7 protein-coding genes are annotated in these 15,256 nt (G+C 71.2%); 6 read left to right on the top strand and 1 reads right to left on the bottom strand.

What is annotated here, in order from left to right:
• Window positions 1-157 precede the first annotated feature (157 nt).
• From Sri02f_RS40180 to Sri02f_RS40155, 6 genes are all read left to right on the top strand, one after another.
• Window positions 158-1,381, top strand: coding sequence for a cytochrome P450 (locus Sri02f_RS40180; RefSeq protein WP_245971018.1), 1,224 nt, complete (start codon window positions 158-160; stop codon window positions 1,379-1,381).
• A 63-nt stretch (window positions 1,382-1,444) separates the two neighbouring features.
• Window positions 1,445-2,665, top strand: a complete 1,221-nt coding sequence (locus tag Sri02f_RS40175) for a cytochrome P450 (protein WP_109006228.1) — start codon at window positions 1,445-1,447, stop codon at window positions 2,663-2,665.
• Entirely contained in the window at window positions 2,665-4,080 is a 1,416-nt protein-coding gene (locus Sri02f_RS40170; RefSeq protein ID WP_109006227.1) for an acyltransferase, read from the top strand. Before Sri02f_RS40175 ends, Sri02f_RS40170 begins: the two co-directional genes overlap by 1 nt.
• Before the next feature lie 250 nt (window positions 4,081-4,330).
• Window positions 4,331-7,225: an AAA family ATPase gene (locus tag Sri02f_RS40165; RefSeq protein WP_159106880.1), complete on the top strand. Its 2,895-nt coding sequence runs from the start codon at window positions 4,331-4,333 to the stop codon at window positions 7,223-7,225.
• Between the two features lie 728 nt (window positions 7,226-7,953).
• On the top strand, window positions 7,954-10,854 hold the full coding sequence (locus tag Sri02f_RS40160; RefSeq protein ID WP_109006225.1) for a helix-turn-helix transcriptional regulator: 2,901 nt from the start codon (window positions 7,954-7,956) through the stop codon (window positions 10,852-10,854).
• A 552-nt stretch (window positions 10,855-11,406) separates the two neighbouring features.
• On the top strand, window positions 11,407-11,973 hold the full coding sequence (locus Sri02f_RS40155; RefSeq protein WP_057583500.1) for a LuxR C-terminal-related transcriptional regulator: 567 nt from the start codon (window positions 11,407-11,409) through the stop codon (window positions 11,971-11,973).
• Window positions 11,974-12,193: 220 nt separating this feature from the next.
• On the opposite strand, the gene Sri02f_RS40150 is transcribed toward Sri02f_RS40155, so the two are convergent.
• The coding region (locus tag Sri02f_RS40150) for a type I polyketide synthase (RefSeq protein WP_159106879.1) at window positions 12,194-15,256 on the bottom strand (3,063 nt) is incomplete at its 5' end.

The following is a 15,256-nucleotide window of genomic DNA, read 5'->3' as shown; positions in this document are numbered from 1 at the left end:
GTGACGGCCGGTACGCGGTGAATCCCTAGACTGCGCGGCCCGCTCTGGCCCGGCACCGCACCGCCGTGCTGGAGTGGCCGGGCGATCGGACAGCGGCGCCGACGAGCGTACGAGGCCCGCGCGACCGTCGTACGACATCTGCGAAAGGGGAATCCGGGTGGCGCAGCAAGGCACCTCGGACGTGCTCGATTCGACACCCGGGGGCGGGTTCCGGCTCGAACGCGCGCCGACCGTCGAACCCGACGGCGGCGTCACGTTGCTGGCCTGGGCGGCGCGGATGCGCGAGGAGCAGCCGGTCTGGCGGGACGGCAGCGGCAATGTGCACGTGTTCCGCCACGCGGACGTGCAGCGGATCCTCGCCGACACGGCGACGTTCTCCTCGGACACGGTGGGCCGGCTGTCGGGCGGTGAGAAGCAGGCCCCGCGGGGCACGCTGCTGCTCCTGGACCCGCCGCTGCACGGCAAGATGCGCCGTCTGGTCAGCCGGGCGTTCACCCCGGGCCTGATCACCGGTCTCGAACCGTGGATCGCCGAACTGACCGGGCAACTGCTGGACGCCGCTCCCGGGGACGCCTTCGATCTCGTGGACGTCCTGGCCAACCCGCTGCCGGTGACGGTCATCGCGCGCATGCTGGGCGTCCCGACCGAGGACCGCGACAGGTTCCAGGGCTGGGCGGACCAGCTGCTGTCCACCGATCCGGACGATCCCGAGAGCGTGCGCCTGATGGAGGAGACGGCGGTCACCATCTCCGCCTATCTCCAGGGCTTCATCGAGGCCCGGCGCAAGGAGCCGACCGGCGATCTGCTGAGCACCCTGGCCGGGGCCGAACTCGACGGCGAGCGGCTGGAGGACGAGGACATCGCGAGTTTCGCGACGCTGCTGCTGCTCGCCGGGCACATCACCACGTCGGTCCTCGTCGGCAACGCGCTGCTGTGCCTGGACCGCGATCCGGAGCTGCTGGAACGGGTGCGTGCGGACCGTTCGCTGATACCGGCGGTGATCGAGGAGACGCTGCGGCTGCGCCCGCCGTTCACCCGGATCGAGCGGGTCACCACGACCGCGACCACCGTCGCCGGGACGGATCTCGGACCCGACACCCTCGTCCATCTGTGGCTGCTGTCCGCCAACCGCGACGAACGGGTCTTCGAGGACGCGGACGCCTTCCGCCCGGACCGTTCCAACGCCCGGCAGGCCGCGTTCGGACACGGCATCCACTACTGCATCGGGGCGCCGCTGGCCCGGCTCGAGGGCCGGATCGCCCTCGACGCCCTGCTGGACAGATACGCCCGCATCGGCGTCGATCCCGCGGTGCGGCTCAGCTGGCACGGGACCAACGTCTTCGGCGCCCGGCACCTGCCCCTGCGTGTGCTCCACGCGTAAGCGGCGGCCCACGTCCCTCCCCCAAGTCCCCAGTCCCGGCCTCTCTCACGACGGAGCGACCCCATGAAGACCAGGCCCGACCCGCCCGTGATCCCCTCGGAACGGGGCAGGTGCCCGTTCGACCCGCCCGCCGAGTACGCGCGGCTGCGCGCCGAGCAGCCGGTCAGCCCGGTCACCTTCGAGGTGGCGCCGAAGGACACCTCGGGCTGGCTGGTGACCCGGCACGACCTGGTCCGGCAGATCCTCGCCGACGACCGCTTCAGCCACCGCAACGAGTTGCTGGCGCATGTGGTCGCGCCGCCGTTCCCGATGACCGAGTACGCGCCGCAGCCCTCTCCGCCCGGCTCGTTCGCGAAGATGGACGCTCCCGACCACACCAAATACCGGCGGCTGCTGGCGGGTCACTTCACCCTGCGGCGCATTCAGCAGTACGAGCCGCAGCTGACGCGCATCGTGGACGGGGCGCTGGCCGAGATGGCCGCCGAAGGCTCCCCCGTCGACCTGGTCACCGGCTTCGCGGAGAAGGTCAGTCTGCGCTCGGTGTGCTCGTTGATGGACGTCTCGCCGGAACTGATGGACGGCATCCAGGAGCACTTCTCGGCGCTGATGACCCTCACGTACACGCTGGAGGAGTTCATCCACCACGTGGAGTCGATGGACGGGCTCATCCGGCCGATGGTGCGGGAGCGGACGGCGGAGCAGGGCGAGGACTTCTTCGGCCGGCTGGCGGCGACCGGCGAGCTGACCGAGGACGAACTGGTCAACCTCGCCGTGCTCACCCTGGGCGGCTCGCTCGACACCACGCCCAACATGCTGTCCCTCAGTGTCTTCGCCCTGCTGGAGAACCCGGACCAGCTGGCCCTGCTGCGGGAACGGCCGGAGCTGTACGAGGCCGGCGCGGTGGACGAGCTGCTGCGGTATCTGACGATCTCCCAGATGGGTTCCAGCCGGTGCGCGCTGGAGGACGTGGAGATCGGCGACACCGTGATCAAGGCGGGTCAGACGGTGGTCCTGTCGCTGCCCGCCGCCAACCGCGATCCCGAGGTCTTCACCGACCCCGACCGGCTCGACGTCACCCGCATCCCCCGCAAACACCTCGCGCTGGGCTTCGGCGCCCACCAGTGCCTGGGTCAGCACCTGGCACGGGCCAGCCTGCGCATCGGGCTGCGCGCTCTGTTCGAGCGCTTCCCCACGCTGCGGCTCGCGGCGCCGGCCGAGGAGGTCCCGCTGCGCGACCGGGCCGTGCACTACGGCGTCGACCGACTGCTCGTGTCCTGGAGCTGATGGCCGTGGCACGGAAGAACTCCGCGCACCGCGCGGCGAGGAAGGGCCTGCCCGCGTTCCGTACCACCGTCGACAGCCGTGTGGAGCGGGTGCACACCGTGCGGGTCGGTGCAGCCGACGGCCCACGGATCCGGCTGACCGGCTACGACCTGCTGACCGGTCCGTGGTACACGCCGCTGACGTTCTTCTACCGCGACACCCTCGACGGCGCGGCGCTGCGCGACTCGCTGGCGCGCACCCTGCGCCGCTACCCCCTGCTGGCGGGCCGTCTGGAGCGGGACGCGGACGGCGGACTGAGCGTGCTCTGCAACGACGCGGGCGTCCGGTTCACCGAGGCGTACTGCCCCGACCCGATGCGCGAGTACGGCCACGGTCTGCGCGCCGAGCCGGTCATCGGGAAGCTGCTGCGCGAGGTGAGCGCCTTCGGCGTGGTGGGCCGGGACGCGCCGCTGCTGAAGATACGGCTGACCCGGATGGAGGGCGGCGGCTCCGTGCTCGGCGTGCTCGTCAACCACAGCCTCGCGGACGGCGGCAGCACCCTCGCCTTCCTGGAGAGCTGGTCGCGCGAGCACCTCGGGATGCCGTGGGAGGAACCCAGTCACGCCCGCGAGGCGCTGGACGGGCTCGGCCGGCCGTCCACGGACCCCGCCACCCTGGAGGCGCGGGCGTTCATGGGCGTGGGCCGGGTCCGGCATCTGACGACCACGCTGCGTGTGGGCGTCAACAAGCTCGCGACCGTCACGACCCGGTTCGGTGCGGCGGAACTGGCCGCGCTCAAGGCCGAGGCCCAGCGGACCCTGCCGGGACCGGACGCGTGGGTGTCGACGAACGACGCGCTCACCGCGCACCTGTGGCAGGTGCTGAGCGAACTGCGGGGCCGTCCGGCGGACGCCGTGGAGTGGCTCGGGCTGATCGTCGGCGCACAGAGCCGGCTGGGCGACGCCCTGCCGGCCTCGTACTGGGGCAACTGCGTCAGCAACAGCTGGACCTCGCTCGACGCCGCCCGGTTGCGCGAGTCGCCGCTGGGAGCCGTGGCGACGGACGTGCGGCGCTGTCTGGAGAGCAACACCGAGGACAAGATCCGCGACGAGATAGCCTTCCTCGGCTCCTACCGGCGCAAGGGCGTGTCGCGGCACGTGATGTCGGTGCGCGCCCCCGACGTGTCGACGACGTCCCTGTCGGTCAACAACTGGTCGCAGTTCCCGCTGTACCGGATCGATCTCGGCGCCGGACGCCCCTTCTGGTACGAGTTTCCCGACCTGCCGGTACCGACGGTGCACATCGCGCCCACGCCCGAGGAGGACGGCGGACGGGACGTGTACCTGTGCCTGCCCGAGGCCGTAGCCGCCGTGGCGGACACCGCGCCGTGGCGGGAGCGGCTGCACAGCCGCAGCGGGACGTCCGTCGGATCATGACGTCGGCACGCCGCGCGCCGTCATGGCGCCCAGCCCGGCCGAAGCCCCAAAAGGGATCGGACGGGAGAAACGGGATGAAGGCGCAGCTATGGGAAAAGGGTGATCCAGGCTTGCCACCAGCCCGGTGTGAGCGAAGATGGCTCATCGGGAGGGGTACCACGTCGCAGTGCCGGTCGTCACGACCGGTCCTTCGGGGCGTGGGCACGGGTCCCGGTCGCCACCGGCGCTCCGGGAGAGAGGTACGGGGTGGATGACCGTTGCGCACGGGAGCGTTCCCCACACACGGCAGCTGAGGGGGCAGGGCCCGGAGCCGGTGGAGCGCGAGCGCGAGCTCGCCCTCCTCGTCGAGCTCACGCGGCGCACCGCGGCCGGCGACCCTGCTCTGGTCATGCTCGAAGGCCCGGACGGCATCGGCAAGACGACCCTGCTTCGCGCCCTGGTCGCCCAGGCCCGGGCCGAGGATCTGCGCGTGGTCCACACCACAGCCGGGCAGGAGGGTGAGCGGCTGCCCCTGAGCACTGCCCACGCCCTGCTGGCCGGCCTCGACGCGGACGTGGCCCGGACGCCCCTGACCGCGTGGACGAATCCACCCGGCGCCTCCGGCACGGACGCGCGGTGGCGGGGGCTTCCCTTCTACGACGTCGACGGCGCGAGCCCGTCCTTCGGCGTGCTCGCCGAACTGCACGAGGTGGTCCGGTCCGCTGCGGGGGACGGCCCACTGGTGATCGTCGTGGACGACGCGGACGAGGCCGACACCGCGTCGCTGCGCTTCCTCGCGCACACCGCGCGCCGCCTGGCGGGTCTGCCGGTGCTGCTGGCACTCGCCCGGCGCAGTGGCGCCGACGAGCCGGCCCTCAACGACGTGGCGGCCCTCCCGCTGTGCCGGCTGGTGCGGCCACGCCCCCTGACGAGTGAGGGAATCGGCCTGCTGACGCTGCGGCTGCTCGGCTCGAAGACCGACGCGGCCTTCCAGGAGTCGTGTCTCGCGGCCACCAACGGCAACCCCCTGCTGGCGACCCGGCTCCTGACGGCGCTGCGCGAGGAGCGGCTGCCGCTCACCGCCGACCATGTCGCCTCCGCGCCCGGACAGCACATCCACGCGCTCCGCCTGCGCGCGGCGGGCCTGCTGCACCGGCACCCCGCGGCCACCGTCCAGGCCGCCCGGGCCCTCGCCGTGCTCGGGGACAGGGCCACGCCGGAGAACGGCGCCCGCCTCGCCCTGCTGGACTGTTCCGTCTTCGCCCGCTCCCTGCTCGCCCTCGTCTCCAACGGGCTCGTCACGTCGAACGGCGACGGAAGCTGGTCCTACTCCCACGCCCTGGTGCGCAACGTCGTCCTGGCCGACATGACCGACGACGAGCGCGACGCCGTGCACGGTCGCGCGGCGCGGTTGCTGCACGACGACGGGGCGAGCCCCTCGGAGGTGGCCGAGCACCTGTGCCACGCCCCGTCCACGGCGCGTCAGCCCTGGGCCGCCGCCGTCCTGCGCGACGCCGCGCGTGAGGCCGTCCTGCACGCCTCACCGGTCCGAGCGGTGGAGCTGCTGCGCGCGTGCGTGCCCGAGGACGCCGCGGAAGCGGGCGACCCGAGCCTCCTCTTCGAACTCGGCGTGGCGGAAATGGGCGTCGACGCCGAGGCCAGCGTCCGTCACCTGACGTCCGCGCTGAACGGGGCGACCGAGCCGAAACTGCGGCTCAGGGCCCTCGGCGCGCTCGCCGAGGCGCTCACCCGCCAAGGCCAGGTGGCACGCGCGGCGGACCTCCTGGCCCGGTGTCGCTCCGAAGCGGCCCTGCCCGCTTCGGGTTTGGCCGATCCGCAACTGATGGAGGCGCAACTGCTCATCGCGGCCACCGCCAACCGGGCCGCCTACGCCGAACTGCTCCAGACCGTCCCGTTCGACCTCTCCCTGCCCGGCGACACCCCAGGGCAACGGGCTCTGCTCGCCTCCCGGGCCGTCATCTCGGCGTCCCGCATGGACCGCGTCGCCGAAGCCGTCGCGGCCGCCCGCACCGTCATCGGCCGCGGAACGACGACCACCGACGCCCCGATCTACCTCGGCGTCGCCGCGTCGGGACTCCTGTACGCGGACCTTCCGCACGAGGCCGAAGCGGCCTACCAGAAGCTGCTCATAGGGGCCGACGCCCTGCTCGACCCGACCTATCGGAGCCTGCTCGCCCTCAGCGCGGAGGCGCACCAGCGCCTCGGAGCCCTCGAGCAGGCATTACGCGCCAGCGCCGCCGCCCTCGCGGGCGTGACCGTCGCACGGGCCACCCCGTACGAGGCGCTGCCGCTCGCCGCACGGCTTCACGCGCTGCTCGACCAGGGCGATCTGGCTCAGGCCGATCTGTTGGACGCGGAGATACCCGACCCCGTCCAGGACGACTCCTGGCAGTGGAACGAGGTGGTGAGCGCCCGCGGCCGGCTGTACCTGGCCAAGGAGGACCCCACGCGGGCCCTGGCCCACTTCGAGGAATGCGCCCGCCGGCAGGCGGGCTGGCAGCGCACCAGTCCCGCTGTCTCGCCCTGGTGGTACTGGGCCGGACGCACCCATCTCGCCCTGGGCGACCGCGCTTCGGCCGTCGCGCTGGCGGAGCGGGCCGTCGCCGACGCCCGGTCCGCGGGCCTGCCGTGCGCGCTGGGTTCGGGACTCGAACTGTGGGCGGCGGCGACGACCGGCGACGACCAGCGGCCGGCCCTCCTGGAGGAGGCCGAGCAGGTGCTCATGGGCACCCGGGCCGCCCTGTGGCTCGCCCGGGTCCGGGTCGCCCGGGGCCAGGCGCTGCAGCGGCTCGGATACAAGAAGGCCGCCCGCGAGGTACTGCGGCAGGGCTGGGAAGAGGCGTACGGCGTCGGTTCCGTGCCCCTCCACACCGTGGCGTACCGGGCGTTGCTCGCCACCGGCGCACGGCCGCGTCGTCCCGTGTCCCGAGGACCGGGCGCGCTCACACAGAGCGAATCGCAGGTTGCTCGCCTCGCGGCCGACGGGAGGTCGAACGCGTACATCGCCGAGACGCTGTTCGTCACGCGGCGGACGGTGGAAGTCCACCTGACCTCGGTCTATCGCAAGCTGGGCCTGACGGGGCGGCGGGAGCTGCGGGACTCGCTGGAGTCGCAGGACTTCCATGACGCCGGGCACGGGCAGTGACGGCCCGCTCACTGTAGCGCTCCGAGCGAGACCCGAAGCCCTGCCGATCGCCATCGGATTTTGTTCCGCATGACGCAACCGGGTAATTTGACGTTCATTCAGGAGACCACCTCGCAATGGGGTGCTGAAAGCCCGCTTTCCGACGCTCCCCTCGCAGGACGAGGGGAGCGTGTGGCGCAGGCATTTCCTGCAATTGCACGCGCGCCGATGCAGCGCCCCTTCCGGTGTTCGCGGACGCGATCCCGCACCGGCCCCGCGCACGTCTCACCTGGCACACCGTGCCGTGACGCCGTGAACGGCCGGCTCGCGATGCCACCCGCCCCTGATCGGCCGGGATTTATACAACCTTCCACCGGCGCCACGATTCCGTTTGCTTTCCGCGCCCCCTTGCTGGCGTACCCTTCGCTGTGATCTGCTGAAGCTCAAAGTCGCAAGGGTTATTAGTGAACTTTCGGCACATCTTCTGTATGGGTGACTCCATGGATTCTCCGCTCACCGCCTCTCCGACTGGCACCGCCGCCTTTGCCGCGCATCGCCGTCCTGAGCCGACGGATTCTCCCGGTCCGGGCCACCGATAGCACTCCAGGGCCCGCCACAGCGCGTCCCGCGCGCCGACCGAGACACGTCCGCCCGGGGGTCACCAGCCGATCCGCCGGTCCCGGACGGCACAGCGACCGCGCAGTTCCGCCGGCCAGGGCGGATCGCGCGCACGAGGGAGTACCAGCACGGTGTTGTTAGAACGCGAGTCCGCCCTTGCACAGGCCACCGCAGCCCTGCGCCGCACGGAGGGCGGACAGGGTTCGCTGCTCGTCGTACGGGGCCCGCTGGGGGTGGGCCGGTCGACGTTCCTGGAGTCCTTTGCCTCCATCAGCCGAGACCACGGCTTCGTGCTGCTCAGAGCCCAGGCGTCCGCCGCCGAGGAGCGGTTCCGGCTCGGCGTGGTGGGGCAGTTGGCGGACTCGTTGCGCGGGAACACCGTTCCCGACGACATGGCCCCCTGGCTCCGGCAGGCGAACGCCTTCCGGCGCGAGAGCGCATCGGGCGCACCCCCTCGGGACGGCGCGCTCTCGGCGCCCACCCGGTGGTCCGAGCTCAGCCCGCAGCAGGCTCCGTGCTGGCTGGCGACGCTGCTGAGCTCCATTTCCGAAGTCCGGCCCGCGGTGCTCATGGTGGACGACCTGCAGTGGGCGGACACCGGGTCCTTGCAGGCCCTCTCCCTTTCGGTGGGACAACGCGCGCGACGACGGGTCCTCTTCGTGTTCTCCGTTCTTCCCGGCGACGTACGCGTCAGACGGCCGCACGTGCGCGATCTGCTCGCCCCCGATGAGGGCACGGCGGAGCCTGACGGCGTCGGGGACCAGCTCCGGCCCCGGGACGGGACATCGGACCAGACCCTGGAACTGTCGGCACTCGGCCTCAACAGCGTGCGCCTGCTCGTGGAGAAGACTCTCGGCGACGCGCCGGACGCGGTGTTCGTGGAAACCGTGGCGGTGCGCTCCGGCGGGAACCCCCTGCTGCTGCAGGCGGTGCTGGACGAGGCCCAGTATCTGAGGCTGCGTCCGACAGCGGCGGACGCCGCCGTCGCCGCGACCCTGCGGCCCGAGCGCCTGCGCCGGCGTCTGGACGCCTACCTGCGGTCGCAGCCGGACCACGTGCGGCGGTCCGCCTACGCGCTCACCCTGCTCGGCGCCGCCGCGGACGAGCACTTCGTGGCCCGCCTCGCCGAACTCGACGAGGGGGGAGGGGCGCAGGCAGTCGACATGCTGCGCCTCGCCGGCCTGGTGGACCAGCGCGCGTGCCGGCTCGCCCCGGGGACGATCCTGCGGGACCTGGTGGAAGAGAACATGCCCGCCCAGGAGCGCACCGCCATGCGCGGAGTGACGGCCGAACTGCTGCACCGTACCGGGCATCCGGCCGAACTCGCCGCCGAGCAGCTGATGGCGGTGATATCCCTGCGCGGCCCGGAAGCGGTGCAGATCCTGCGCACCGCCGCGGACAGCGCGCTGCGCCGCGGTTCGCCCCGGGACTCGGCACGCTATCTGCGACGCGCCCTCCTCGACTCCTCGCTCTCCGGACAGCACAGGGCGAGACTGCTCGTCGACCTCGCCACCGCCGAGCGCAGCTTCGCGACGGCCGCGGCGCTGCGGCACGTCGTGGAGGCCGTGCCACTCCTCGAATCCGTACAGGAGCGGGCCGACGCGCTGCTGCGGCTGGGTCCCCTGCAGATGGATCCGCCCTCCTTGCGCATCAACGTCCTCAGAGCCGAAATCGCCGACGAACTGCGTCAGTCGGTCACCGAGGACTGGGTGGAGCGCGAGCTGATGCTGCGACTGGAGGCACGCGAGCACATCCTGTCGGCGCAGGATCCCGCGCACATCCGACGGGCGCTGCGACGCTTACATGACCTCGGCCCCTCTCCCCGGCTCGCCACCAAGGGCGAAAGGGAACTGGTCACGTCGCTGATGCACATCGCCTTCGTCGCCAACGCCGTTCCCGCGGAGCAACTGGCCCGGTCGTGCACCCGGGTGCTGGAGCAGGAGCCGCCCACGCCCGAGCACGTGCACACCACCGCCCCGTTGGCCGTGAACATCCTCGCCGGTGCGGAGCAGACGGCGGGTGCGGCCAACTGGCTGCGTGAGGCGAACCGCCTCGCCCACCGCCGCGGCGGTGATGTGGAGCAGGCCGTCATCCGCTGCGAACAGGCGCTGGTGGCCCTCGCCGACGGGCACCGGGCCTACGCCCGGGACAAGATCATCCAGGCCGACGCGCTCGCCGGTCCCGAGACCGGCGGGCTGCCCACCGCCTGCGCCGCCATCCTCTCCATCGTCGCGATGCACACCGACGAGCCGGCGCTGGCGGAGCAGTTGCTCACCCAGCACCGGCTGCACGCCGAGAACCAGCATCTGACAGCACTCCTGCACATGGCACGAGGCACGCTCGCGGCACGCCGTGACGAACCCCGCATCGCACTGAGCCACTACCGGACCGCGGGCCGGCACATCGAGCAGATCGGCTGGCGGAACCCGGCCGTCCTGCCGTGGTCGTCGTGCGCCGCCCTCATGCACCACCGCCTGGGCGAACACGAAGAAGCCGTGAACGCCGCACAGTCGGAGGTGAACAGGTCCCGCGCCTGGGGGGCGCCCACGCCTCTGGGGCGTTCCCTGGTCGTCCTCGGCCGGGTCACATCCGGACGAAGGGGCCCCGAGCTGCTCGAGGAGGCCGTCACGATCCTGGAGAAGGGCAACAACGGATTCGAGCTCTTACGAGGCTTATACGCCCTGGCAACTCATCCCGACACACAGCGGAACCGAAGATCGACCGTCCTCGGGCGGGCGCACGATCTGGCCCACGAGCATGACGTCCCCGCGCTGGCGAAGAAGATTCACACCAAGCTGACCGAGGGAACCAGAAAATCCGTAAAACACGGGAGTCGGCTGACCCCCTCCGAACTCAGAGTCGCGCGTCTCGCGTCGGCAGGCCTTAGCAATGCGGAGATCGCGAGTCAATTGGGCACGTCGTCACGCATGGTGGAGAAACACCTGACGAACTCCTATCGGAAACTCGGTATATCCGGGCGCCCGGAGCTGGCCAATGCACTCAAGAGAGCGGACGCCGAGCGGTCACCCTGACTCGGGCACCGAACGGGCGCGCCCCACAGCAAAGTTTGCACACCGTTTCGACTCGTCCCACGAGCAATCGGCGGCGGCGCTCGGCACGCCACGGGCCCGGCACCGCGGTCGACACGAGCAGGCAGTCAACCCCTGTCGACGCAAAGCGAGTTGCTGTTCGGCAGTCGGCAGCGGCCGACTTCCGGTGACCGCACCACCGAACCACCGAACCACAGTGTTTTAGAGCCACGCAAAGGTTTGCTTGACCCGATCCCTGTCATATTCCTAGGCTCGACCACAGCTGATCAGAGGCATGCAGGAAGGATCAACGCTGATCCTCGACCTGCACGAGCAGCATCGCATCCGATCAAAATCTGCCTCCGGGCAGTAGATCCCCCACAGAGTGCAGAAAGACGGTGTGTCGCAGTGACCACGCGAACAGCAGGCCCCTGGCACGACCGAGACTGGGCGGCGACCCCACACACTTCTTCGACCGCACACAGGGCCCAACCCGATCACCGCTCCCGCACGGAGACCAGCCGTCGCCTCTACACGGCGCACATCGACACCGGCATGCACATCGTGGCGGCGGAGCCGGATTTCTCCCGCCAGTTCGGCAGTACCTCCGCCGACATCTGCGGACGAAGTCTGTATGAACTGCTGCACCCCAGCTCCCCCTCCGTGCTCGACCGGCACTTCAACCGGCTTTCACAAGGGCGCTGCAACCGCTTCGCCGAGCGCGTGGTCGGTCTGGGGGACGAGGGCCGGGCCTTCTCCGGAGAGCTGACGGGCATCGCCGTACAGAACACCACGGGACTCATGGCCGGCATCGTCGTACAGGTGAGACCGGACAAGGAGGCGCCTTCCTCAGGTCCTGAGGAAGGTGTTCTCAACCCCCGCGAACGGCTTCTCAGCAAGCTCGACGCACAGGTCCTCGAGGGTGTCGCCAGCGGCTCCTCCACCGTGCAACTCGCCGCCCGGCTCTACCTCAGCCGGCAGGGCGTCGAATATCACGTCGGCCTCATGCTGCGGAAGCTCAAGGCGCCGAACAGGGCCGCGCTCGTGGCGCGCGCCCACTCCATGGGCATGCTGACCGTCGGCCAGTGGCCCCCGCGGGTCCTGCCGGAATTCATCAAGTAGACGTGCCACCACCGAGGTTCCGACCCCGGCCTCGCGTCCCCACCGCCTGCTGCACCAGCCGCGAACCGCGTGCGGGGCCTGGCGGGCATCGCCTGCTCCCCGGCGGCCGTACCGTTCGATCGGTACGGCCGCCGACCCGTGTCCGGCGTCAACACGTCCATGCGGTGGGGCTGTTGCCGGAGGACGGGACGGGCCCGCCTCCGGCGACCGACACCGGCGGCTACTGCTCCAGCTCGCGGCTGATGAGGTCGAACAGTTCCTCGTCGCTGGCCTCGTCCAACCGGTCACCGAGCGACGGCCCGTGAACGTCAGGGCCGGCTCCGAGGAGTTCGATCTCGCCCAACAGGGTCCGGAGCCGGGCGCCGAGCAACGAGCGGGCGTCCTGATCGGGATCCGCCTTCATGATGCGGGCGATGCCCGCCTCCAGATCCGCCAGCATGGTCGCCATCGTCCCGCCCTCCCCGGACAGTTCGGCGTCGAGGTGCTGTGCGAGAGCGGCCGGGGTGGGATGGTCGAACACCAGGGTCGCGGGCAGCGCCAGGCCGGTGTCCTTGATCAGGGCGTTACGCAGCTCGACGGCGGTCAGCGAGTCGAACCCCATGTCGCGGAACGCGCGATCCGCGGCCATCACTGTCGTGTCGTGGTGACCGAGGGCCTTGCCCGCGGCCCGCCGTACGTGCTCAAGGAGAACATCGGCGCGCCCTTGGGGCGGCAGGGCGGCGACGCGCTCGGCCAAGGCCGTCGGCGTGGCGCCGGCAGAGGAGGGGTCGGACGGCGCCGTCAGGATCTCGGCGGCCTGGGGGAGGGTGGTGAGCAGGGGGCTGGGACGGCGGCTGGTGAACGCCGGAACGAACCGGTCCCACTCCACATCAGCCACCACCACCGAGCCCCCACTGCCCTCCAGCGCCGACCCCAACCCCACCAGAGCACGCCCCGGATCCATCACCCGCAACCCACGACGGCCCAACTCCACCGCACCCTCACCCGACACCATCCCCCCACCCGCCCACGGACCCCACCCCACCGACACACCCACCAGACCACGACCACGACGCGACTCCACCACCGCATCAGCCCACGCGTTCGCCGCCGCATACACCGCCTGCCCCCCACTCCCCCACACACCCGCGATCGACGAGAACACCACGAACGCGCCCAGATCCCAGCCACGCGTCAACTCGTCCAAATACACCGCACCCCACGCCTTCGCACCCACCACCCGCCGAACATGAGCGGCGTCGATGTCGTCGATCGCCTCCACGTCCAGGACACCTGCCACATGAGCGATGCCGTCGACACGGTGGGCTTCGAGAAGGGCGGCGACCTGGGCGCGGTCGGCGACATCGCACGCGACGACGTCGACGCGCCGCGCCCCGGCCGCCCGCAGCCCAAGGACGGTGTCCGCCAGGCCGGGAGCGTCCGGACCGCTCCGGCTGGTCAGTACGAGTTCCTCCGTCCCGCGTGCGACGAACCACTCGGCGACGCGCACCCCGAGCACACCGGTCCCCCCGGTGACGAGCAGTCGCCGCGGAGCCGGACGGTCGTCGTTCTGCGCAGAGACCGGATCCGTTCCGGTCCGCGGCGCCGGACGCAGCCGGCGGCCGAAGACCCGCCCCTCGCTCACCACCACCTGATCTTCGCTGCGATGCGCCAGCACCGAGGCGAGAGAGGCGAGGTCCCCGTCGTTCGGCGTCGCCGTCAGATCGACGAGGCCGCCCCAGCGGTCCGGGTGTTCCAGCGCGGCCACACGGCCGAACCCCCATATCGCGGCCTGGGCCGGATCGTCGGGGGCACGGCCGGGGCCGAACCCTGCCCGGGTGACGACCCACAGGGGCGCCGCGACGCCTGCGTCACCGAGGGCCTGAACGACAGTCATGGTGTGCACCACGTCAGCGTCCGGATCGGAGACGACACGGTCGTCGCCGAGCCCCGGAAGGGAGAGGCACGAGAGCACACCGGTCGGCGCGGTCCCGTCGATGGCCGACTCCAGAAGCGCGGTGAGCGATTTCCGGTCCGGCGCGTCGCAGGTGAGCCGCTCCAGACCGGGGATGAACCGATCGAGCCCCGCGAGGGGAACGGCGTCGGGTCCCTGGAGCAGCAGCCAACGCCCGTCCAGAGGCCTCGAGGCGGGCAGCGCCACCGGTTCCCATCCGACGCTGTACCGCCAACCGTCGACTTCGGCGCGCGTCACCTGCTCGCGACGCAGTTCCGTCAGCGCGGGGAGCACGGCCTCCAGCGCCTCCTCGGGCACCCCGAGGGTCGCCGCCAGATCGTGGGGCCCCTCGTCCACCATCGACCAGAAGGACGCGTCGCCGTCGGAGACCGAGGGATTCGCCGACGCCACCGCTCGTGCGGTGACCGTGGGCCAGAAGTCGGTCCGCCGGAAGGCGTAGGTGGGCAGGTCGACGGCTTCCTCGCCCCTGCCGTCCCCCAACACGGGTGTCCAGTCGATGTCCGCGCCGTCGACGTGGAGCTTCGCCATCGCCCGCAGGACGGCCAGGTGCTCGGAACCGTCCTTGCGGAGCATCGACACGAACACCGCGTCGCCGCTGTCGCCGGTGTAGCCGCTGTCGTCGGAGAGGCTGTTCTGCGCGAGTGCGGTGAGGGTGGCGTCGGGGCCGATCTCCAGGAACCGGGTCACGCCCTCGGACGCCAGCACACCGATCCCGTCGGCGAAACGCACCGCCTCCCGCACATGCCGCACCCAGTAATCCGCCGACGCCAACTCGCCCTCCACCGCGAGCCGCCCCGACACGTTCGACACCAACGGAACCTGCGCGGAACCGTAGGAGATGCCCTCCGCGACCTCGCGGAAGGCCTCCAGCATCGGCTCCATCAACGGCGAATGGAACGCGTGCGAGACCCGCAGACGAGACACCCGCCGCCCAAGCGCCTTCAGCTGACCGACGACCTCGCTCACCGCCGCCTCGACACCCGCGACCACCACCGCGCGCGGGCCGTTCACCGCAGCCACCGACACCTCAGCCTGACGGCCCTCCACCAACGGCAGCACCTCACCCTCGGCCGCCTCCACCGCCACCATCACACCGCCCGACGGCAACCCCTGCATCAACCGACCCCGCGCCACCACCAGAGCACACGCATCCTCCAACGAGAACACACCCGCCACATGCGCGGCAGCGATCTCACCGACCGAATGCCCCATCAGGAAATCGGGACGCACCCCGAACGACTCCACCAGACGGAACAACGCCACCTCGACCGCGAACAACGCGGGCTGCGCCCACTCCGTCCGCTCCAGCAACCCCCCGTCCTCACCGAA

The organism is Streptomyces rishiriensis, assembly GCF_003112535.1.
In the GTDB taxonomy this organism is placed as follows: Bacteria; Actinomycetota; Actinomycetes; order Streptomycetales; family Streptomycetaceae; genus Streptomyces; species Streptomyces rishiriensis.
This window is presented reverse-complemented; position numbering and strand designations above follow the sequence as displayed.